This is a genomic window from Geobacillus sp. JS12, assembly GCF_001592395.1.
GTDB classification, from domain to species: Bacteria; Bacillota; Bacilli; order Bacillales; family Anoxybacillaceae; genus Geobacillus; species Geobacillus zalihae.
Map to the genome: position 1 here is coordinate 3,607,276 of NZ_CP014749.1, position 19,305 is coordinate 3,626,580.

Sequence of the window (19,305 nt, forward strand, 5' to 3'; positions counted from 1 at the left end):
TCATCGGCTAGCTTCCTTGTTTTGGATCGTTTTTTCCTTTTCCGAGCCGTCCCGCCCGCTTTGCCGCCTCCCGCAGCAAATACTCGATCTGGGCGTTGACGCTGCGAAACTCATCTTGCGCCCATTGCTCTAGTATGGCGTACAGGTCATAATCAATGCGCAAAGGGAATGATTTTTTCTTTGCCATCGCACTCCACAACCATCAGTATAGACTGCCGGTATTGATCACCGGCTGGGCGGCGCGTTCGGAGACGATTGCCACCATCAAGTTGTTCACCATTGCGGCTTTTCGTTCATCATCTAACTCTAAAACGTTTTCTTTGTCAAGCTGTTCGATCGCCATGCGCGCCATCGAGACGGCGCCTTCGACGATCTTTTTCCGGGCGGCCAAAATGGCGGCGGCTTGCTGGCGTTGGAGCATGGCGCCTGCGATTTCCGGCGAGTAGGCCAAATGGGTGAGGCGCGCTTCCATCACGTCGACTCCGGCAATGCGCAGCCGTTCTTGCAATTCTTGGGCAAGCTCATCGGAAATGACATCCGCATTGCCGCGCAGCGTGATCTCGTTGTCGTCTTCAAACGTGTCGTATGGATATTTCGTTGCGACATGGCGGATGGCCGCTTCGCTTTGAATCTCAACAAATTGTTCATAATCATCAACGTCAAACACCGCCTTGGCTGAATCGATGACGCGAAAGACGACGACGGCGGCGATTTCAATTGGATTGCCTTGAACATCGTTCACTTTCAGCTTCTTGCTCGTGAAGTTGCGCACGCGCAGCGATACTTTCTTGCGAACGGTGAGCGGCACGGTGAAAAACAGCCCGCTGTCGCGAATCGTGCCAAAGTAGCGGCCGAAAAAAATGATCACTTTTGCTTGATTCGGCTGAACGATCGTGATGCCAGTCGCCAAGAAGGCGGCAAGGGCGAAGCAGAAAACGGCCAATAAGAGCTGCGCTTGAATGAGGCTGACAAAACCAGCCAGAACGAAAAGGGCGACGCATCCGATGCCGATAAATCCATCTATGCGCCATGCTTCTTGTTCTCTCATCCCTATCCCCTTATAATGTCGATTTGATATTTATATGATATCATATAATCAAAAAAATGGAAAGCTGAAGATGAGAAGGTGGAGTGGTTGATGGCTCGCCGCGAAGCACATGTTTCCCCTAATTTTTCATCCAGAGGCATCAACGGCGATCATTCATCCTGTTACTGTTTTAATGAACTAAAAAATGGAAATTCATCATTGACATCGCTTTCATTGTCATCATACAATAGAAAAAAAGACCAATAGGTGTGTAGAAGCCATGGAACCAAGACAAGCGCGCATCGGCCGGCAGGCGTTGCTGCTGGCGATGCTGGACGAGGGAGAGGAAGACCTGATCCTCAACCAGCTTGAGGCGCTCGCTTGGCGCTATTGCCAAGGGCGGGTCGGGGCGATGGAGCCGCAAAAAATCGTCGCGGCGATTGAGACGGCGGCAAAGCGGCATGGAGTGGTGGACGGCGGCTTGTACCGCGAGATGCACGCCTTATACCATGCGATTTTAGAGGCGGTGCATGGCGTGACGAGAGGGCAGGTAGAGCTGGGAGATTTGTTGAGAACCGCTGGCCTTCGTTTCGCCGTCGTGCGCGGCATGCCGTATGAACAACCGAACGAAGGGGAATGGATCGCTGTCGCCTTGTACGGGACGATCGGTGCCCCGGTGCGCGGGCTTGAGCACGAGGCGGCGGGGCTTGGAATCAATCATATATAAGCACGCTCCATGCCTAGAGCGATGAGTCATGAGGAGGCGAACACTGCCATATGGCAGGCCGCCTCCTTTTTATTTGCCCAGGCGTTCGATTAGGAAAACAAACGAAGGGGATGGAATGATGATCGTATTGACCGGACATACATTGACAATCGATGAGGTAAGACGTGTTGTCTATGAGCGGGAGCGGGTGGCGGCTGCGGAGGAAAGCATGAGGGCTGTCGAGAAAAGCTGCGCGGCAGTGGAGCAAGCGATCTCCAACGGCCGGACGATTTATGGCGTGAATACCGGTTTTGGCAAACTCGCCGATGTGCGCATTGAAGGAAGCGACCTTGAACAGCTGCAAATCAATCTTCTTCGCTCGCACGCCTGCGCGGTCGGCGAGCCATTTGCCGAAGATGTCGTGAGGGCGATGCTTCTTTTGCGGGCGAATGCGTTGTTGAAAGGGTATTCCGGCGTGCGTCCGGCGGTCATTGAGCAGCTGCTCGCGTTTTTGAACGCCGGCATCCATCCGATCGTGCCGCAGCAAGGTTCCCTCGGCGCCAGCGGCGATTTAGCGCCGCTCGCCCATTTGGCGCTGGCGCTGGTCGGCGAGGGTGACGTGATGTACGAAGGGCGGCGGATGTCTGCTCATCAGGCGCTCTCAAAAGCAGGGATTTCGCCGCTTTCTTTGCAAGCGAAGGAAGGGCTGGCGCTTATTAACGGCACGCAGGCCATGACAGCGGTCGGGGCGTTAGCCTGCTTGGAGGCGGAGCAGCTTGCGTATGACAGTGAATGGATCGCGGCGCTGACGATTGAGGCGCTTTATGGCATTGTGGACGCGTTTGACGCCCGCATTCACGAAGCGCGCGGATTTTCGGAGCAGGCGGAGGTGGCGGAACGGCTGCGCCGCTATTTAACTGGCAGCCAACTCACAACAAGGCAAGGGGAGCGGCGCGTGCAAGATGCGTACTCCATCCGCTGCCTTCCGCAAGTGCACGGGGCGTCGCTTAGGGCGCTTCGTTATGTGAAGGAAACGATTGAAATCGAAATGAACGCTGCGACGGACAATCCGCTTATTTTTGCGGACGGGACGGTGCTCTCTGGCGGCAACTTTCACGGCCAGCCCGTTGCGATCGCTATGGATTTGTTGAAAATCGCGGTGGCGGAGCTGGCCAACATCAGCGAACGCCGCATCGAACGGCTCGTCAATCCGCAGCTTAGCGAAGGCTTGCCGCCGTTTTTAAGCCCACAGCCTGGCTTGCAGTCGGGAGCGATGATTATGCAATATGTCGCCGCTTCGCTCGTATCGGAAAACAAGACGCTCGCCCATCCGGCCAGCGTCGATTCGATTCCGTCATCGGCCAACCAGGAAGACCATGTCAGCATGGGAACGACCGCCGCCCGCCATGCGCACATGATCGTGCAAAACGCTCGAAAAGTGTTGGCGATTGAGCTCATTTGCGCTTTGCAGGCGGTGGAGGAACGCGGCATCGAGCGCATGGCCCCGTCAACGCGGCGGTTTTACCATGAGGCGCGCCGCATGGTTTCCTCCATTACAGCTGACCGCGTCTTTTCCAATGACATTGAAGCGGTGGCTGCGTGGTTGAGCGAAAGGGCAAAACATCACTCCCTCCGCGATGAAGCGAAAGCTTAGAAGTCTAGTGAGAAAGAGCCAGGAAGTTGTGGGGTTGCAAGGTTTTTCAACTTGAGAAATACTGTTGGGGGACAGCATTTCCCCTTGAATCACCAGCTTTTTCAAGAAGGGCAAAGCATAGTGGGCGTAGAGGCGTGAGAGCGTTCAAGGATAGGTGTTTGAAAAAATGGCAGTGATATAGACCTTTTCCGCTAGAGATAGGGAAGCAGTCATCAGTGAAGACGGTTTGCTTCCTTCACTTTTTCTGCGAAGTTCGGACGATGCAGAGAGCCTTTCCCATATTGGTTAGGGCGAGAGCACGGACAGACTATTCGACAGTTGTCCCCCAGTCGAATTTGCAGTATGATGAAGAAGAAAGGCAAAGGGGAGGGGGGGCTTTTGTTGACTATTTCTGCCGCGGCGCTGTTGGCGTTATGGAAGATTATTGCAATTGATATCATTTTGTCGGGGGATAATGCGGTCGTCATTGCGATGGCGACGCGCCGGCTGCCGAACGACCAGCGGAACAAAGCGATCGTGTGGGGAACAGCGGGGGCGGTGCTGCTCCGCATTTTGTTTGCGACGGTCATCGCCTTTTTGCTCAACATCCCGTTCGTTCACTTTGTGGGCGGTTTGCTGCTTGTCTGGATCGCCTATAAAGTGCTCGTTGAGCGGGAGGAGGAGGCCAATGTGCAAGCGGCGGACCGTTTGCTGAAAGCCATCATGACGATTATCATCGCCGATGCGGTCATGAGTTTGGACAATGTCGTCGCCGTCGCCGGGGCGGCGGAAGGGCACCTGGGCATGCTGGCGCTTGGGGTGGCCATCAGCATCCCGATCATGATTTTCGGTTCCAAAGCGATCGTCCATGTGATGGAAAAACACCGCTGGATCGCATACGTCGGTTCGGGCATTTTGGCGTGGACGGCCGGAAAGATGATGGCGGGGGATGAAGGGGTATTGCATTGGTTTCACCTTTCTTACGGCCCGTTCGTCTACGCGGTGGCCGCTGGCGTGACAATTGTGGTATTGGTGGCCGGCTATATCACGAATAAAAGAGCTGAGCGTGAGGAAGGTACATTGATTTGAACGGTTGAGGGGTGGTTTGACGTCATGGACATCCAACGCATTCTTGTGACAGGAAGGCTTTATGCCGAGCTCGCCGCCCTTCTTCCGGACAAGCGGCCCGATAAAGCGTTTCGCTTTGTGGCGGAGGAAGAACTGACGGACGATGATTTCGTCTGGGCGGATGCGTACGTCGGCTTTCGGCCGGCTGGGCCATTTTCGCTTGCCAACTTGCGCTGGGTGCATTCACTTGGCGCGGGTGTTGACGCGTTTTTATGGAAGCGGGAATGGAAGAAGGACGTGCTGCTGACGCGGACGATCGGGTCATTTGGCGAGCAGATCGCCGAATATTGCCTCAGCTACTTATTGCGCGACGCCCAATGTCATGACGTTTATGCATGGTATCAAGAACAGCGGCAGTGGAAGCCGCTCGCTCCGAAACGGCTTGGCGAACAGCGGATTGTCATTTATGGGACGGGTGAGATCGGCCGGCGCATCGCGGAAACGCTTCGTCTGTTCGGCGTTTCGCCGATCGGCGTCTCGCGAAGCGGCCGGGAAACGCCGCCGTTTTCGGCTGTTTGCCGCCATGAAGAGGCGGGGGAAGCGCTTGCTTGCGCTGATTGGGTGATCGCTGCGCTTCCGCTGACAGAGGAAACGCATCATCTCTTTGACGAGACGTTTTTTGCCTGTTTGCACAACGCGGGCTTTATCAATGTTGGGCGTGGGGCGACGGTTGATGAGACGGCGCTTGTCGGCGCGTTGGAAAACCGAAATGTGCGCCTCGCGGTGCTTGATGTGTTTGAAGAAGAGCCGCTTCCGCCGCACTCGCCGCTATGGGCCCATCCAAACGCCATCATCACCCCGCATATCGCGGCGCTCACGTCAGCCGAAGACGCCGCCCAAAGCATTTTAGACACGCTCCGTTGCATCGAAACCGGCGAACCGCTTGCCAATGCGGTCGATGTCAGCCGGCAATATTGAAGGGAAAAACGGTGCCCTATGATCGAGAAGGGACACCGTTTTGTTTTGGTCAACGGTCGGTGACGACGATATACGCCGCTTTCATCGGGCCGTGGACGCCGACGACCAAGTTCATTTCAATGTCGGCCGAGTTGCTCGGCCCGGTGATGAAGTTGATGCACGACGGGACGAGGCCGCCCTTTTCGATTTGCTCGTGAATGATCGCCGCCGCTTGCGTCATGCGCGGCACAACGGTGCTTTTCGGAACGATGGCGATATACGTTTTCGGCAAAAAGTGAATGACCCGCCCTTGTTCATTGCGGGAAAACAAGACGATTGTCCCTGATTCCGCCAGCGTGATGTCGCTGAAGGCGATGCCGATGTTCGCCTGTTCGGCGGCGTCAATGTTTTGGCGTCCAAGCGCCGGGTTCCACGTATGGACGGCGATTTGCTCGGCTGGCCATTCGTCTTGAAGCAGAGCGGACAGCCCATACTCGGCAAAGCGCGGGTCATCCGGCACGATGACCGGACCGCCGCCGTAGGCGGCCACTTGCCGCTTCAGCGCGCCGGCAAGTCCGGCGCTTGTCGTCTCGATGTAATCAGTATGAATCAGTTTACATTGTTCGCGAAGCACTGCCAACAAGTCGTCTTGGCTATAGCCGGCAAACACTGTCCATTGCGGCGCACAGTCCCATTGCGGCCGGGAGACGCCGGACAGGCGCGGGCTTCTCCCAAGGCGCTGGGCGATGTTTTCTAAAAACGCGTCACGGTTGTGAATAGCACCACGCGTCATGACGGGTTTCCTCCTTTTTGGCGGTCGCGGAACCAGTCACGGAACCGCTCTTTGCTTGGCGCCGGAAATTCGCGGCTTTCCGTCCACGCTTTGAGCGGCCCGGGTCCTTTCGTAATGCGCCCGTCCTCCACAAACGGGGCGAAGGCGCTCGGTGCGAATTTCGTGCCGAAGCGGTAGAACGACGATGAGGCTGTCCCGAGGCGGAACGCTTTCATCGCCAGCTTTTCCGCGACCGGCGCTTTTCCTTCTCGCTCGACGATGATTTGGCGATGTTTGATGAGAAGCTCGTGAAGCGGGATTTTCACCGGGCATGCCTCCGTACAGGCCGCGCAAAGGGAAGACGCGTACGGAAGCTCCTTGTAGTCGTCGTAACCGCCCAACAGCGGCGACAAGACCGCTCCGATTGGGCCGGAGTAAATCGAGCCGTACGAATGGCCGCCGATATGGCGGTAGACCGGGCAGACGTTGACGCAAGCCGCGCAGCGGATGCACTGCAGCACCGGTTGAAACTCCGTGCCTAAAATTGATGAACGCCCGTTGTCGACGATGACGAGATGGAATTCTTCCGGACCGTCAGCGTCTCCTTCGTCGCGCGGACCGGTGAGAACGGTGATGTAGCTCGTCAGTTTTTGCCCGACAGCGCTTCGTGTGAGCATGCTCACCAGCACTTCCATCTCCTCAAACGTCGGCACGATCCGCTCCATCCCCATGACGGTAATTTGCGTTTTCGGCAATGCGGTCACCAAATCAGCGTTGCCTTCGTTCGTCACAAGCGTGATCGATCCCGATTCAGCGATGGCGAAATTGCACCCGGTGATGCCGATGTCAGCGGTCAAATAGTCGCGCCGCAGCATCTCACGGGCATGGCGGGCGAGTTCAACCGGATCGGACGACTTCGTATAGCCGAGCTTGCGGCGGAAGACGTCGCGGATTTGCTCTTTGTTTTTATGGAGCGCCGGACCGACGATATGCGACGGCGGGTCATGGTCGTCAATCTGCAAAATGTACTCACCGAGGTCGGTTTCGACCACTTGACAGCCGATGGCCTCAAGCACCGGATTTAAGTTGATTTCTTCTGTCACCATTGATTTCGATTTGACGATTTTTTTCGCTTGCTTTTCCAAAGCGACGCGGCGGATGTAGTCGTTCGCCTCTTCGGCTGTTTGGGCGAAAAAGACGTGGCCGCCCCGTTTGGCAACGTTTTCACTGAGCTGCATTAAATAAAAGTCCAAGTTTTCGAGCGTATGCTTTCGGATTTGTTCGGCGAGCGAGCGCCACTCCTCCCAATGGCCGAGCTCTTCGATGACGCCAAGCCGCCGCACATAGCCGCGGTCTTGCATGCCGGCGACCGCCCCGCGCATAAAATCATTTTGCAAGTTTTCCTCGACCCGCTTCCAAAACGGACCGTTTTCAATTTTCATCGGCATGTCCGGGATCCTCCTCTCTTACTTTCGTTGATTGAGCACTTCGGCGATATGCATGACGCGAATCGGTTTGCCAAGCCGCCCGATGCGGCCGCCGATGTTCATTAAACAGCCGCAGTCGGCGCCGATTAAATAGTCTGCTTCCACTTCTTCGATATGCCCGATCTTTTCATCGACCATTTGTTCGGAAATCGGCCCCATTTTGACAGAAAATGTGCCGCCAAACCCGCAGCACTGGTGGGCGTTCGGCAACGGAACGAGCTCAAGCCCTTTGACGTTTTTCAATAGGCAAAGCGGCGCTTCTTTGACGCCAAGAAGGCGGGTCATATGGCAAGACGTATGGTACGTCGCCCGTCCGTGGAGCGAGGCGCCGACATCTTCGACTTTCAGGACATCAATGAGAAATTGCGTCAGTTCATACGTTTTCGCCGCGAGCCGCTTCGCCTCGTCTTCCCACTCCGGATCGCCGCGGAAAATATGCGGATATTCTTTCAGCATCGCCGCGCACGAGCCGGATGGGGTGACGACGTAATCAGCGTGGGCGAACGCGCGCATCATCTGTTTCATGGCTTCTTTCGCCTCTTTGACATAACCGCTGTTATACGCCGGCTGGCCGCAGCACGTTTGCGCCTCCGGAAAATCAACCTCGCAGCCGAGCCGCTCGAGCAGTTCGACGGTCGCTTTGCCGGCATTCGTGTAAAAGAGGTCGATGAGGCAAGTGACAAACAACGATACTTTCACTTCTTCTCCCTCCTGTTTTTTGGGGATGGGTGAGCAGGTCATCTGATGACTATATGTCTATTATAAACCATTTTTTCAGATTCGTAGCTCTTTTTTTGCAAAAAACGCACTCAGTTTGGCTGCTGAGTGCGAATGTAGCGGCGCAATACGTTTTCGACATTGGTCAAATGTTCAAGCATGCGCGCCCGGGCGGCGTCCGGGTTTTGTTCGCGAATGGCTTCGAAAATCGCTTGGTGTTCGGCAAGCAGTTTTTCGGTCGTCGTCTGCTTGGAAAACAGCCAAATGCGGCGCGTTTCCCGCATCGTTTCGACGATCATGCCGGAAACGCTGTTCATGATGCTTGTGAGCATCGGATTTTGCGATGCTTCGGCGATGGCCATATGAAACGCCAAGTCGGCTTTTTCGCCAAGCTCATCGTTGCCGATGCCTTCTTTCATTTGTCGGAGCGCTTCCGCCATGGCTTCAAGATCGCGCTCTGTCCGTTTGGCAGCAGCGAGCGAGGCGGCGCCTGCTTCGAGCAGCTTGCGCACTTCAAGCAAGTGCCAAATATCTTCTTTGTTCATTAAGACGGCGATCGACAGCGGAAATGTCATCATCGTCGGATCGAACTCACGCACGTACGTCCCTTCGCCTTGCTTCAATTCAATCAGCCCCATCGCTTTTAACGCGGTGAGCGCTTCGCGGATGGCGGCCCGCCCGACTTGGAACTGCTCGGCGAGCTGCTGGACGGAATCGAGCTTATCACCGGGCTTCAACTCGCCGTTTTTGATCATATCAAAAATCGCTTCGGCCACTTCTTCGTAAATTTTTTTCGTTTTGATCCGTTTAAATGCCAATGGATCCACCTCAATACGATAAAGTACATTTCCGATTGTAGGGGAAATCTCCTGCAATGTCTATTATGATACAGCATCATGGGAAGAGACAAGCGCTTTTTGCAGCTGGGGAGAGGAAGCAGTGAGTGGAAAGTTCAAAAAAATGAAAAAACACCTATTGTCTTTTGGAGAAAACGCTTTTATAATTTGAGACAGACGGCGTTTTTGATCCGGTCATCTGATGACTAGAAGAGTGAAACGAAGCGGATGGGCGGACGATCCATCACAAACGCCGCGAAGTCAGGCACAAAGGGGAGGAGAAAACCGAATGTGGAAGCAGGACTTCACGCCAATCGCCGACCAGCTTTGGTTATCGGCCATTGTCGCACTCATTCCGATTTTGTATTTCTTTTGGGCTTTGGCCGTCAAGCGGATGAAAGGGCATGTCGCCGGGCTGACGACGTTGCTGCTTGCTTTGGTGTTGGCCGTAATCGCTTACAGGATGCCGGCCGGCAAAGCGGTCATGTCGGTGACGCAAGGGGCGGTGTACGGGCTGCTCCCGATCGGCTGGATCATCATTACGTCCGTCTTTTTATATAAGCTGACGGTGAAGACCGGCCATTTTGACATCATTCGCAACTCCGTCGTTTCCCTCACCGAAGACCGGCGGCTGCAAGCGCTGCTCATTGCCTTTTCGTTCGGGGCGTTTTTGGAAGGGGCGGCCGGGTTTGGCGCGCCGGTGGCGATTTCAGCGGCGCTTCTGGCCGGGTTGGGGTTTAACCCGCTGTACGCCGCAGGCATCTGTTTGATCGCCAACACAGCGCCGGTGGCGTTCGGGGCGGTCGGGATTCCGATCATCTCGATGGAAGGGCCGACCGGTGTGCCGGCGATGGAAATTTCGAAAATGGTCGGGCGGCAGCTGCCGTTTTTATCGGTGTTCATTCCGTTCTATCTCGTTTTGATTATGGCAGGATGGAAAAAGACAGTCGAAGTGTTGCCGGCCATTATCGTCTCCGGCGTTTCGTTCGCGCTCACGCAATATTTGACATCGAACTTTTTAGGACCGGAGCTGCCGGACATTTTGTCCTCGCTCGTTTCGATCGTCGCGTTGGCTGTCTTTTTGAAATATTGGAAGCCAAAAAGCACGTTCCGTTTCGCATCGGAATCGGAAGTGGCGGCTGCTGGGCAGGCCGCTCGCGCTGCGCACCGCGGCGGGGAAGTATTCCGCGCCTGGTCGCCGTTTCTTGTGCTGACGGCGTTGATCTCGCTTTGGGGCATCCCGCAGGTGAAAGCGGCGCTCACCGGCCATTATGAAGGAACAAACGGTTTGCTCAAGCTTGTCAATGCCATCGGAGCCCATTTGACGTTTATGCCGCCGGTGCCGGGGCTCAATAACCAAATTTTGAATGCGAGCGGCCAGCCGATTGCGGCGGTGTATAAGCTTGAGCTGCTCGGCGCGGCTGGGACGGCGATTTTGTTGGCGGCGGTCGTCACCAAGTTCATCATCGGCATCTCGTGGAAAGAGTGGGGCCGCACGTTTGTGGAAACGCTTAACGAGCTGAAATATCCGATTGTGACGATCGCTTCGGTCGTCGGCTTTGCCTACATTGCCAACTCGTCAGGCATGAGCACGACGCTTGGGATGGCGTTGGCCAAAACAGGCCCGTTGTTCCCGTTCTTCTCGCCAATTTTAGGCTGGCTCGGCGTGTTTATCACCGGTTCCGATACGTCGTCGAACTTGTTGTTTGGCAACTTGCAAAAAGTGACGGCGACATCGATCGGCATGGATCCGGTGCTGGCGTTGGCGGCCAACTCATCAGGCGGCGTTGTCGGGAAAATGATTTCGCCGCAATCGATCGCGGTCGCCTGTGCGGCCGTCGGTTTGACCGGCAAGGAGTCCGACTTGTTCCGCTTCACGGTCAAACATAGCTTGTTCTTGATTATCTTGATTGGCATTCTCGTTTATTTGCAATCGACGGTACTGTCGTGGATGATTCCGTAACGGCAACGAAGGGGACGAGGCTTGGCCTGGATGGAAACGGGCGCCAAGCCCGGCCCCTTTTCCACTGTCGACGAATGCAGACGATGTGGAAAGGGTGAGACCATTGATTCCAAATGAAGCGAAAAAACGGTTGATTCAAGTCGTGGGAGCTGAAAACTACGATGACACGAAAACGGGGCGGCTCGTCTATTCGTATGATGCCACGCCGCAGTTTCAGTCGCTCCCCGATGCGGTCATTGCGCCGCGAACTACCCAGGAAGTGGCGGAAATCGCGAAAATTTGCAACGAGTATCGCATCCCGATCGTGCCGCGCGGGTCGGGCACGAACCTTTGCGCCGGCACGTGTCCGGTTGAAGGAGGGATCGTTCTTCTGTTTAACCATATGAACCGCATTTTGGAAATTGATGAGGAAAACTTAACCGCGACCGTTCAGCCGGGAGTGGTGACGCTTGATTTGGCGAAAGCCGTTGAAGAAAAAGGATTGTTTTATCCGCCGGACCCGGGGTCGATGAAAATTTCAACGATTGGCGGCAACATCAGCGAAAACTCAGGCGGCTTGCGCGGCCTGAAATACGGGGTGACGCGCGACTATGTGCTCGGGTTGGAAGTCGTCCTAGCGAACGGCGATGTCATCCGCACCGGCGGCAAGCTGGCAAAAGATGTAGCCGGTTATGATTTAACCCGTCTGTTTGTCGGATCGGAGGGGACGCTTGGCATCGTCACTGAAGCGACGCTCAAGCTCATCCCGATGCCGGAGACGAAGCAAACGATGCTCGCCCTTTATCAAGATTTGGAGGCGGCCGCCCGTTCGGTGTCGAAAATCATCGCCAACAAAATCATACCGGCGACGCTCGAGTTTTTGGACCAGCCGACGTTGGAAGTGGTCGAAGATTTTGCCCGCATCGGCTTGCCGACCAATGTCAAGGCCGTGCTGCTGATTGAGCAGGATGGACCGAAGGAAGTGGTAGAGCGCGATATGAAAAAGATGGCCGATATTTGCCGGGCCGAGCAGGCGGTGTCCGTTCAGCTCGCCCGCTCGGAGGAAGAAGCAGAGGCGCTGCGGACGGCGCGGCGGGCGGCGCTGTCGGCGCTGGCGCGTTTGAAACCGACGACGATTTTAGAGGACGCAACCGTGCCGCGCTCGGAAATCGCCAAAATGGTCAAAGCGATCAACGAAATTGCCGAGAAGTATCAGGTAAAGATCTGTACGTTCGGCCATGCCGGCGACGGCAACTTGCACCCGACCTGCCCGACCGACGCCCGCAACCGTGAAGAAATGGAGCGGGTGGAACAAGCGTTTGAAGAAATTTTCGCCAAAGCGATTGAATTGGGCGGCACGATTACCGGTGAACACGGCGTCGGGGTGATGAAAGCGCCGTATTTGGAATGGAAGCTCGGCCCGGCCGGCATTGCCGCCATGAAAGCGGTCAAACAGGCGCTCGACCCGAACAATATTATGAATCCGGGCAAAGTGTTCGCCAAAAGCACGAGAAAACGGGTGGTGGTGACACGATGACAACGAAGACAGAACGAGCGCTCATTCAAAAAGCGTTTCAAGAACGGATGGATGAAAATGAGCTGATGAACTGCATGCGTTGCGGCTTTTGCCTGCCATCATGCCCGACGTATATCGAATCGGGGCGGCAAGAAGCCCAATCGCCGCGCGGGCGGATTGCGTTGATGAAAGCGGTCGTGGACGGTTTGATTGAACCGGACGAGGAAGTGGAACGAGCGCTCCACTTATGTTTAGGATGCCGGGCGTGCGAACCAGTCTGTCCGTCCGGCGTCCGCTACGGCCATCTGTTGGAAGAGGCGCGTGACATTATCGCCCAGCATAAAAAAATGCCGCTTCCGGTTCGCCTCATCCGCAAGCTTGTGTTTGCCGGACTGTTTCCGCATCAAGCACGGATGCGGAAGGCGACGGCGCTTCTCGGTTGGTATCAGCGCTCCGGCTTGCGGACGCTTGCCCGCAAAACCGGGCTGCTTCGCCTGCTTCCGGCCTCGTTCCGGCAAATGGAGCGCGTGTTGCCGGACGTGCCGACCGCAAAAGAGATGAAAAATCGGCCGCATCGCTTCAACCCAGATGATGCGGTGAAAAAACGGGTCGCCTTTTTCGCCGGCTGCTTGATGGATACGATGTTTATGGCGACAAACGATGCGACGCTGCGTCTGTTGCAGCTCGCCGGCTGCGAAGTCATCATTCCGCCGTCCCAAGGGTGCTGCGGAGCATTGCATGGGCATGGCGGGGAGAAGGAGATGGCGAAAGAGTTGGCAAAGCGAAACATTGCCGCTTTTGAGCAGCTCGACGTCGACTACATTGTGACGAACGCCGGCGGCTGCGGGGCGTTTTTGTTGGAATATGAACATTTGCTAAAAGACGATCCCGAATGGCGCGGACGGGCGGCGGCGTTTGCGGCGAAAGTGAAAGATATTTCCGAAGTGCTTGTCGAGCTGGGATTTCATCAACGGCCGCTCCGCGTGGCGCCGCAAACGATCACCTACCAAGATTCGTGCCATTTGCGCAACGTCATGAAAACGGCGGCCGCCCCGCGCCGTTTGTTGCGGGCGATTGACGGCGTCGAGTTCCGCGAGATGAACGATGCTGACCGCTGCTGCGGATCGGCCGGCATTTACAACCTTGTGGAACCGGAGATGTCAATGCAAATTTTAGACCACAAAATGGAAATGGCGAAACAAACGAAAGCGACGACGATCGTCACCGCCAACCCGGGGTGTTTGCTACAAATGAAGCTTGGCATTGAACGGGCCGGGCTGTCAGGAAGCGTCCGCGCCGTCCATATTGTGGATTTGCTGCTTGAGGCCGCCGAGGGAGCACAAGCAACGCAAGGGGAGGAGCGCATTCGGCAGACGTCCTAACACCACAGTGAGCGGCCTCTTGCGCGCCAGGGATGTCCATAGCCGGTCTAACAAGAACCCCCGCGATGACGCGGGGGCTTTGAGTTGCTTCCATGATTGGGAGTTGGAAATGAGCTACAGCGCTGCATCGAGGCGCTTTGGCATCGCCCGAAGCGCCTTCCCTGTGCCGATGGCGACCGCTTCAGCCGGATTGGGCGCGACATGCACGGGCACGTGCAGTTCCGTGCTCAGCCATTGCTCGATGCCATGCAGCAAGGCGCCTCCGCCGGTGAGCACGACGCCGCGGTCGATGATGTCGCCGCTCAGTTCGGCCGGGCATTCTTCAAGAACGGCGCGAATGGCTTCGGCGATTTGCCAAAGCGATTCTTTGATGGCCGTTTGCACTTCAGTTGGGCTCAACGACACCGCTTTGAGGAAGCCGGTGACAAAATCGCGGCCATGGATCGTCACCGACTGCTCCATGACCGTTCCCGGGGCGCTGCCGATTTCGATTTTGACGTGTTCGGCTGTCTGGTCGCCAATTAACATGTTGTAGCGCTGGCGGACGTATTGCATAATATCTTCGTCAAGCCGGTTGCCGCCGATGCGGAGCGAGCGGCAGGCGACGACGCCGCCCAACGGATGATCGCCGCTTCCGTTTTGCCGGCTCCAAGATGAACGACGACGTTGGCGACCGGCTCGCTGACCGGCAAGTCTGCGCCGATGGCGGCAGCGACCGGCTCTTCAATAAAATGGATGTGCTTCGCCCCGCAATGTTGGGCGATTTCATAAAACGAGCGGCGTTCGACCGAGGTGGCGTGAAACGGAACGCTCATCACGACGCACGGCTTTTTGAAGGCGAGGCCGAGCGGGTTACCGACTTGCTTGAATACTTGCTGCAACAGCATTTTGGCGCGGTCAAAATCGGCAATAACGCCGTTTTGCAACGGGTAGGTGACTTCGATGTGGTCGGGTGCTTTGCCGATCATCTGCTTTGCTTGTTGGCCGATCGCCATCAGCTTGCCTGTATGGCGGTTGTAGGCGGCCGCAACCGGTTCGTCAAACACAATCCCTTTTGTTTGGCTGAACAGCCGAACGTTCATCGTGCCTAAATCGATGCCTAGCTCTGAAGAAGCGAACAACGGAAACACCTGCCTTTGTCAAAAATCGATGAACGGACAACCAGTCATCATCTATAACATTCGACAAGAGCCGCGGCTTTATGTCCATATTGTCGAAACGAGAGGGAGAAGCTGTTGCGGCTGGGGATCATAAAAAATTTTTTTGTTTTCATGTATAAAAGACGAAAAGGGAGGAAATGAATAATAGCGTAACGTTTTCCAAGTATTCCCCCGATCCCCTATGAAATATAGCATTGGGCTCTCCAGTTTTGGAGAGCCGCTTTTTTTGGCATAATAAAAACCCCCTGCCTATTAAGCGCGCTTAATATGACAGAGAGCTTTCTTGATCAACCGTTATAGACGCTTGGCTCCGACATATCTTGTTTTCCAATAGCTGCTGTTTAAGCTGTCGATTTTGACGCCGCGGGAGACGGCATGAATCACTTGGTTGTTGCCAATATAGATCGCGACGTGGGAGACCCCTTTCGTCTGTTTGGAAGTGTCGAAAAACACTAAATCTCCCGGCTGCAATTGGGACTTATGTACGTATGCACCTTCTTTGTACATTTCTCGCGAAGTGCGAGGCAGAGTGACGCCCACTTTTTTATGGGTATAGTAGACAAATCCTGAGCAGTCAAATCCTTTTGGCGTCGTGCCGCCATATCGGTAAGGGGTGCCGATCAGCTTTTTCGCTTCGATGATGAGCCGTGTTTTGTTGGCGGCTGCATCTGAATTGGAAGTGCTTACAAAGAAGGAGGAAAATAGAACGATCATGGATACGAACAGGAGAGAACACCATTTTTTCATTTCCCCTAACCCCCGACAAAATCTTTTCCGATTCGACGTCTCACAACTAGAGTATAGCAGAGGAAACACGACTTGTTTTTTACAGTTGGATTAAATAATGTTACAGCGCCGTTACAAATATAGCACCTCATCCTAAAGTCTCATATCATATAGATAGATCTTTTCGTTTCGGCCGACCTGGCTTTATGGTCGTAAGCGTGGAAACGGTGTCTCATACCCGAGTCCTATGACCGGTAGATGAATGTCGTAAGCTGTCGAACAAATAGGAACGGTGGAGGGAGGCAGCGCGAAGAATGGTCGTCTTATAATGAAAGCAAAGCGTCGAAGAATCGATGACGGTGATGGAGGATGTCGAATCAACTGGAATATATCTTGTATATTTTTGGCCTTTTTTTAACGGTCGGCGGTGTCTATGTATACGGCCATTGGATGGCAAAACGGCACTGGGGAGGCATCCCATGGCTGGCGGCGCCGAGACTGACTGTTGTGTTTGCCACCGTTTCCTTGCTTTTTTTAGGGGCAGGGATGATCTATATCCATTATGCTGAAAAACAAGAACATCGTGAATATGAGGAAGCCGCAAAGCAAATCGCCGGCATGATCGCCGGCGATTTGGCCGCCATGGGGCACGAACGGCTCGATGAAAGGGCGGAACATCTGCCTGCGTATCACACGGTGATGGCGGTGCTGGAGCGTTGGCAACATTATGGCCGCGTGTTGAGCGTGTATACGTTAAAAAAGAATGAACACGGTGAGCTATATTTCGTGGCAGCGCCAGCGACTGACTACAATCGGAACGGCCGCATCGACGGCGAAAAGGAACAAGCGGTTCCACCTGGGACAGTTTACCGCCGCCATTTTCCAGAGATCGAAGAGGCGTTCCACGGCCGGTTTGCGATGGAACAGCATCCGACAACGGATGAATGGGGAAGGAGCATCAGCGCGTTTATGCCGATTCGTCAATCGGACGGGACAGTGGATGCGGTTGTTGGCATCGATTTTGATGCCAAAACGTATGAGCAACATTTGCAACGAGGACGGAAAAAGGCCCTGTGGACGATGATGGCCATGTTTTTGGCGTCAGCGGTTGCCTATTTGCTCGCTTTGCATCAACAAATGGAACGGAAGGCGTTGGCTGTCTATAAAAAAACGCTCGCATCCAACGAGCATCGGCTGCGGCGGCTGGAGGAAATGACGATGGAAGGCTTGATCGTCTATGCGGGCGGCAAAATTATCGAAGTCAATGAGGCGGCGTGTCGCTTGCTTGGTTATACAGAAAGTGAATTGGTTCATTTGCCTGTAGATGATCTTGTAGTTCAAGGGTCGATGACAGAAGCTCGCTCGGATGGGGAGCGCAAGCGGTTTGAAATCGAACTGCGCCGAAAGGATGGAACGGTGTTTCCGGCGGAAGTGTTGCAGCGCCGTTACGATTACGAATGGCAAAATGTGATGGTTGCTGCCGTCCGCGACTTGACCGAGCAGAAGCAAAACGAAAGGCGGCTGCAATACTTTGCCAGCCATGATGAACTGACCGGTCTCCCGAACAAGGAAGCGATGTATAAACAGATCGAACAATGCCTCGCCGGCGCTAAACGGAATGGCCAAGAAGCGGCTGTCATGTTTTTGGAAGTGAGCGGCATTAAGACGATCAACGATTTTTACGGCTATGCTGTTGGAGACGAGGTCTTGCTCCATCTGGCCCGCCTTTGGCGAGAGCAGAAAGGGATTATGGTTGGACGTTGGAGCGGAAATGAATTTATCGCTGTGTTGCCGGATAGCGCCAATGAAAAAGCGGAGGAAGCAGCGAAACGGTTGATTGAAGCTGCTGACGAACCGATCGTTGTCAACGGCCTTGAGCTATATGTGACCGTGAACATCGGCATCAGCGTCTACCCAAAAGATGGGGAGGATGCAAAAACGTTGATTCGCAAGGCGGATATTGCCCGCTACGAGGCGCGAAAAAAAGCGGCGAGCGATTTTCTCTTTTTCACGGAGCCGATGGCGATTCGTCTCAATGAAAAGATGGCGATGGAACGCGACTTGCGGCGTGCGCTTGAACATGAGGAATTTGAATTGTACTATCAGCCGCAAATTCGGCTTCACGACCGGCAAGTGATCGGCATGGAGGCGTTGATTCGCTGGCGCCATCCGGAAAAAGGGATGGTTTCGCCGTCATTGTTTATCCCGGTTGCCGAACAGACCGGCATGATCATTCCGATCAATGAATGGGTCATCCGCACGGCTTGCCGGCAAACAAAACAGCTGCTTGACCGGTTTCCGCACTTGTCTGTCTCGGTAAATTTGTCGCCATACGAGTTTGAAAGCCGCCGATTTGTGGATAAGCTCGCCGGCCTGCTCGCCGACACCGGGCTGCCGCCGCACCATTTAGATCTGGAAATTACGGAACGAATGACAATGGATACGGAGCGTGCGCTCGATATTTTGTCAAAGCTGAAGGGGCTTGGTTTGACGATCAGCATGGACGATTTCGGCACTGGTTACAGTTCGCTCAGCTACTTGACGGATTTGCCGATCGATCGGCTGAAGATCGACCGTTCGTTCGTTCAGCATATTCAAGGAAAAAAAGATGTCATCTTGCCGGCGATCATCCGACTCGGGCATAATATAGGTGTAAAGGTGCTGGCTGAAGGGGTCGAAACGGAGACCGAAGCGGCTTATTTGCAAGGAAAACGGTGCGATGAGGCGCAAGGCTATTATTTTTCCCCGCCGCTTCCGTATGACGAGCTCGTCCGGTTCTTAAACGAGCAGCGCGTGAGGCGGCAGGCGCAGGAGCTGACGTAACATGGACGGATTTTGGCGCATCGCCGAGGAGAAAATTCGCGAGGCGATGAAAAACGGCGAGTTCGACAACTTGCCCGGCTTCGGCAAACCGCTTGAGATTGAAGACCTTTCCCGCATTCCAGAGGAGCTGCGGCTCGGGTATTTGTTGCTGAAAAACGCCGGCTATGTGAGGGAAGAAGCGGAGTTGCGCAAAGAACTTTTGACGCTCGAGGACTTGCTTCGTTGCTGCGAGGATGATGAGGAAAAACGGGAGCTGGAGAAAAAGCGGACGGAAAAACAGCTTCGGTTTGCGGAACTGATGAAGAAACGGGGGCAGACAAACTCGAAGGCATTGCGCGACTACGGGCGGCGCATTGAAGAGAAATTTCGCTAGACGATTCCTTCATATCTTGAGGAAACACGATTGTTTTGCGGGTTTCCTCATTTTTTATGCAAAGATGTCCAAAAAACGGGGAAAATAAGGAAGGAGTAAATGATCGGAAAGGAGGCAGCGCAAAGGAGGGAAAATAAAGAATGATTGATCCCAGCTGTCTAGTCGTTGATGGATCGTGAA

Annotated in this window: 16 protein-coding genes and 1 pseudogene; 9 read left to right on the plus strand and 8 right to left on the minus strand. The window is 54.7% G+C overall.

Annotated elements, in window-relative coordinates; all coding sequences use genetic code 11:
- Nucleotides 1–7 precede the first annotated feature (7 nt).
- Nucleotides 8–187, minus strand: a complete 180-nt coding sequence (locus tag A0V43_RS17720; RefSeq protein ID WP_063193705.1) for a type II toxin-antitoxin system antitoxin — start codon at nt 185–187, stop codon at nt 8–10.
- 15 nt (nt 188–202) lie between these two features.
- On the minus strand, nt 203–1,048 hold the full coding sequence (locus tag A0V43_RS17725; RefSeq protein WP_021321348.1) for an SPFH domain-containing protein: 846 nt from the start codon (nt 1,046–1,048) through the stop codon (nt 203–205).
- Nucleotides 1,049–1,307: 259 nt separating this feature from the next.
- Here A0V43_RS17725 and hutP point away from each other — a divergent pair, with 259 nt between their 5' ends.
- The 4 genes from hutP to A0V43_RS17745 all read left to right on the plus strand — a co-directional run bounded on the left by hutP (nt 1,308) and on the right by A0V43_RS17745 (nt 5,412).
- Nucleotides 1,308–1,754, plus strand: a complete 447-nt coding sequence (hutP, locus tag A0V43_RS17730) for a histidine utilization transcription antiterminator HutP (RefSeq protein WP_063193706.1) — start codon at nt 1,308–1,310, stop codon at nt 1,752–1,754.
- 118 nt (nt 1,755–1,872) lie between these two features.
- Nucleotides 1,873–3,387: a histidine ammonia-lyase gene (hutH, locus tag A0V43_RS17735; protein ID WP_063193707.1), complete on the plus strand. Its 1,515-nt coding sequence runs from the start codon at nt 1,873–1,875 to the stop codon at nt 3,385–3,387.
- 342 nt (nt 3,388–3,729) lie between these two features.
- A complete protein-coding gene (locus A0V43_RS17740; protein WP_206501569.1) occupies nt 3,730–4,455 on the plus strand; it encodes a TerC family protein in 726 nt (241 codons plus the stop codon).
- Between the two features lie 24 nt (nt 4,456–4,479).
- Entirely contained in the window at nt 4,480–5,412 is a 933-nt protein-coding gene (locus tag A0V43_RS17745) for a D-2-hydroxyacid dehydrogenase (RefSeq protein WP_063193708.1), read from the plus strand.
- Between the two features lie 49 nt (nt 5,413–5,461).
- On the opposite strand, the gene A0V43_RS17750 is transcribed toward A0V43_RS17745, so the two are convergent.
- The 4 genes from A0V43_RS17750 to A0V43_RS17765 all read right to left on the minus strand — a co-directional run bounded on the left by A0V43_RS17750 (nt 5,462) and on the right by A0V43_RS17765 (nt 9,185).
- Nucleotides 5,462–6,184, minus strand: a complete 723-nt coding sequence (locus tag A0V43_RS17750; RefSeq protein WP_063193709.1) for a LutC/YkgG family protein — start codon at nt 6,182–6,184, stop codon at nt 5,462–5,464.
- Nucleotides 6,181–7,611, minus strand: coding sequence for a LutB/LldF family L-lactate oxidation iron-sulfur protein (locus A0V43_RS17755; RefSeq protein WP_063193710.1), 1,431 nt, complete (start codon nt 7,609–7,611; stop codon nt 6,181–6,183). Before A0V43_RS17755 ends, A0V43_RS17750 begins: the two co-directional genes overlap by 4 nt.
- 18 nt (nt 7,612–7,629) lie before the next feature.
- Nucleotides 7,630–8,349 (minus strand): (Fe-S)-binding protein, encoded by a 720-nt coding sequence (locus A0V43_RS17760; protein ID WP_063193711.1) that lies wholly within the window; start codon nt 8,347–8,349, stop codon nt 7,630–7,632.
- Between the two features lie 110 nt (nt 8,350–8,459).
- Complete coding sequence (locus tag A0V43_RS17765) at nt 8,460–9,185, minus strand: FadR/GntR family transcriptional regulator (protein WP_063193712.1); 726 nt, start codon at nt 9,183–9,185, stop codon at nt 8,460–8,462.
- 307 nt (nt 9,186–9,492) lie between these two features.
- On the opposite strand from A0V43_RS17765, the gene A0V43_RS17770 reads away from it, so the two are divergent.
- The 3 genes from A0V43_RS17770 to A0V43_RS17780 all read left to right on the plus strand — a co-directional run bounded on the left by A0V43_RS17770 (nt 9,493) and on the right by A0V43_RS17780 (nt 14,043).
- Nucleotides 9,493–11,166, plus strand: coding sequence for an L-lactate permease (locus A0V43_RS17770; RefSeq protein ID WP_063193713.1), 1,674 nt, complete (start codon nt 9,493–9,495; stop codon nt 11,164–11,166).
- A 103-nt stretch (nt 11,167–11,269) separates the two neighbouring features.
- Nucleotides 11,270–12,682 carry a glycolate oxidase subunit GlcD gene (gene glcD, locus A0V43_RS17775; RefSeq protein WP_063193714.1) on the plus strand — a complete coding sequence of 471 codons (1,413 nt, stop codon included), beginning with the start codon at nt 11,270–11,272 and terminating at the stop codon, nt 12,680–12,682.
- Nucleotides 12,679–14,043, plus strand: coding sequence for a (Fe-S)-binding protein (locus tag A0V43_RS17780; RefSeq protein ID WP_063193715.1), 1,365 nt, complete (start codon nt 12,679–12,681; stop codon nt 14,041–14,043). The genes glcD and A0V43_RS17780 overlap by 4 nt, the downstream gene beginning before the upstream one ends.
- Before the next feature lie 114 nt (nt 14,044–14,157).
- Here A0V43_RS17780 and mreBH read toward each other — a convergent pair.
- Together mreBH and A0V43_RS17790 are read right to left on the minus strand one after the other, a co-directional pair.
- Nucleotides 14,158–15,164: pseudogene (gene mreBH / locus A0V43_RS17785) on the minus strand (rod-share determining protein MreBH).
- Between the two features lie 333 nt (nt 15,165–15,497).
- A complete protein-coding gene (locus tag A0V43_RS17790) occupies nt 15,498–15,950 on the minus strand; it encodes a C40 family peptidase (RefSeq protein WP_063193716.1) in 453 nt (150 codons plus the stop codon).
- Between the two features lie 348 nt (nt 15,951–16,298).
- On the opposite strand from A0V43_RS17790, the gene A0V43_RS17795 reads away from it, so the two are divergent.
- Nucleotides 16,299–18,752: a putative bifunctional diguanylate cyclase/phosphodiesterase gene (locus A0V43_RS17795; RefSeq protein ID WP_063193717.1), complete on the plus strand. Its 2,454-nt coding sequence runs from the start codon at nt 16,299–16,301 to the stop codon at nt 18,750–18,752.
- A 1-nt stretch (nt 18,753) separates the two neighbouring features.
- Nucleotides 18,754–19,125, plus strand: coding sequence for a DnaJ family domain-containing protein (locus A0V43_RS17800; RefSeq protein WP_013144260.1), 372 nt, complete (start codon nt 18,754–18,756; stop codon nt 19,123–19,125).
- Nucleotides 19,126–19,305: the final 180 nt, after the last annotated feature.

Bases quoted from the DNA above. Each gene is read 5' to 3' on its own strand.
- A0V43_RS17720 (WP_063193705.1), bottom strand. From the start codon at position 187: ATGGCAAAGAAAAAATCATTCCCTTTGCGCATTGATTATGACCTGTAC.
- A0V43_RS17725 (WP_021321348.1), bottom strand. From the start codon at position 1,048: ATGAGAGAACAAGAAGCATGGCGCATAGATGGATTTATCGGCATCGGA.
- hutP (WP_063193706.1), top strand. From the start codon at position 1,308: ATGGAACCAAGACAAGCGCGCATCGGCCGGCAGGCGTTGCTGCTGGCG.
- hutH (WP_063193707.1), top strand. From the start codon at position 1,873: ATGATCGTATTGACCGGACATACATTGACAATCGATGAGGTAAGACGT.
- A0V43_RS17740 (WP_206501569.1), top strand. From the start codon at position 3,730: ATGATGAAGAAGAAAGGCAAAGGGGAGGGGGGGCTTTTGTTGACTATT.
- A0V43_RS17745 (WP_063193708.1), top strand. From the start codon at position 4,480: ATGGACATCCAACGCATTCTTGTGACAGGAAGGCTTTATGCCGAGCTC.
- A0V43_RS17750 (WP_063193709.1), bottom strand. From the start codon at position 6,184: ATGACGCGTGGTGCTATTCACAACCGTGACGCGTTTTTAGAAAACATC.
- A0V43_RS17755 (WP_063193710.1), bottom strand. From the start codon at position 7,611: ATGCCGATGAAAATTGAAAACGGTCCGTTTTGGAAGCGGGTCGAGGAA.
- A0V43_RS17770 (WP_063193713.1), top strand. From the start codon at position 9,493: ATGTGGAAGCAGGACTTCACGCCAATCGCCGACCAGCTTTGGTTATCG.
- A0V43_RS17780 (WP_063193715.1), top strand. From the start codon at position 12,679: ATGACAACGAAGACAGAACGAGCGCTCATTCAAAAAGCGTTTCAAGAA.
- A0V43_RS17790 (WP_063193716.1), bottom strand. From the start codon at position 15,950: ATGAAAAAATGGTGTTCTCTCCTGTTCGTATCCATGATCGTTCTATTT.
- A0V43_RS17795 (WP_063193717.1), top strand. From the start codon at position 16,299: ATGTCGAATCAACTGGAATATATCTTGTATATTTTTGGCCTTTTTTTA.
- A0V43_RS17800 (WP_013144260.1), top strand. From the start codon at position 18,754: ATGGACGGATTTTGGCGCATCGCCGAGGAGAAAATTCGCGAGGCGATG.